Annotated in this window: 2 protein-coding genes; both read left to right on the top strand. The window is 73.7% G+C overall.

Annotated features, from left to right (window positions below; all coding sequences use genetic code 11):
• Positions 1-802, top strand: an 802-nt coding sequence (locus HC022_RS25830; protein ID WP_167454291.1) for an ADP-ribosylglycohydrolase family protein, incomplete at its 5' end; no start/stop codon positions are given.
• Positions 790-1692, top strand: a complete 903-nt coding sequence (locus HC022_RS25825) for a PfkB family carbohydrate kinase (protein WP_167454290.1) — start codon at positions 790-792, stop codon at positions 1690-1692. The genes HC022_RS25830 and HC022_RS25825, both read left to right, overlap by 13 nt.
• Positions 1693-1752 lie beyond the last annotated feature (60 nt).

Genomic DNA, 1752 nt, shown 5'->3' with positions numbered 1-1752 from the left:
CGAGCAGACCCTGCTTCTGGCGCGCCGCCTGATCGCCGAGCCTCAGGGCTTCGACGACGCGGGCTGGGCGCGCGACCTGCTGGAGTGGGAGGCCGGGATCCGCGCCAAGGGGCTTGCGGACCTGCTGGGGCCGTCCTCGAAGGCTGCCATCGAGGCGCTGCTCGCCGGCACCCCGCCCGAAGAGACCGGCCGTCGCGGCACCACCAACGGCGCCGCCATGCGCATCGCCCCGGTGGGCATCGCGACCCCGCCCGACGTGGCGCAGATCGCCGCCCGTGTGGCCCGCACCTGCCGCGTGACCCACAACACAGGCGAGGCCATCGCCGCCGCCTCGGCCGTGGCCATGGTTGTGAGCGCTGGCGTCGCCGGGCAAGGCTTCGACGCGTCGCTCGATCCCGCGCTGGCATCGGCCCGCGCAGGTCAGGCGCTTGGCAACGCGGTGGGCGAGCCCGACGTGGCGGGACGCATCGCGCTGGCGCTCGAGATCGCCGAAACCGGCGACGAGGAGCAGCTCATCGCCACCATCGGCAGCTCGGTCGCAAGCCGCGAGAGCGTGCCCATGGCCTTCGGACTGCTGCGGCTGGCGCGGGGCGACCTGTGGCAGGCGCTGCTCTCTGCCGCCAACATCGGCGACGACACCGACACCATCGGCGCCATTGCCGGCGCCATGGGCGGCGCCACCGGCTGCCCGCTGCCCGACACGGTGGTGGCCGAGGTCACCGAGGCCAGCGGGCTCGACCTCGCTCCCGTGGTCCACGCCCTTCTGACCCTGCGCCAAGGAGGCACCCCATGCCCCGGCTGATGCAGATGACCGGCCCGGTGATCGACCTCGTCTACCGGGTGCGCGCGCTTCCCGCCTCGGGCGAAGAGGCGGTGGTCACCGGCTTCGAGATGACCGTGGGCGGCGGCTTCAACGCGCTGGCCGCCGCGCGGGCCGCTGGGATCAAGGCCACCATGGGCGGCACGCTCGGCACCGGCCCCTTCGGCTACACTGCCGCCGCGGCGCTCGGCGACCGCGACATCGCCTGCGCGCGCCCGCCGATCCCGGATCACGACCAGGGCTGCTGCACCGTGATGCTGGAGCCCGACGGCGAGCGCAGCTTCATCGCCTGGCCCGGCGCCGAGGGCCGGATCACCGCCGAGGCGCTTGCCACCATCGACCTCGCGCCCGTCGATTGGGTCATGGTCTCGGGCTACACGCTGCACTACCCCGACGCCCGCGACGCGCTGGCCAGCTGGATCGAAGAGCTGCCCCGCGACCGGCGCTTCCTCTTCGACCCCTCGCCGATGATCGCCGAGCTGCCGCCCGCGCTCGTCGACACCCTGCGCAACCGCGCCGACTGGATCAGCGCCAATGCCGTCGAGGCGCGCGTGATGACCGGCCACACCGACGCCGAGGTCGCGGTGCGCGCGCTGGCATGGGGCCGTCAGGGCGCGCTGGTGCGCCTTGGCGCCGACGGCTGCCTGATGGCCACCAAGGGCACCCTGCACCGCCTGCCCGCCCACGAGGTCACGCCCGTCGACACCAACGGCGCCGGCGATTGCCACATCGGAAGCTTCGTGGCCGAGCTGTCGCTCTCGGGCGACCCGCTCCGCGCCGCGCGCTACGCCAACATCGCCGCCGCCCTCTCGGTCACCCGCCAGGGCCCCGCCACGCCGCCCGACCGTGACGAGGTGCTGGCGCTGCTCTGAACCCCGACAAGAGGGCCGCAAAGGCCCCGAACCCCAACATGGAGACGACAATGACCAAAG

This window comes from Salipiger sp. HF18, assembly GCF_011806505.1.
GTDB classification, from domain to species: domain Bacteria; phylum Pseudomonadota; class Alphaproteobacteria; order Rhodobacterales; family Rhodobacteraceae; genus Salipiger; species Salipiger thiooxidans.
Note: the sequence above shows the minus strand (reverse complement) of the source record. Positions and strands in the feature narration are given on the sequence as shown.

Coding starts and splice junctions, on each gene's coding strand:
- HC022_RS25825 (WP_167454290.1), top strand. CDS start 790: ATGCCCCGGCTGATGCAGATGACCGGCCCGGTGATCGACCTCGTCTAC.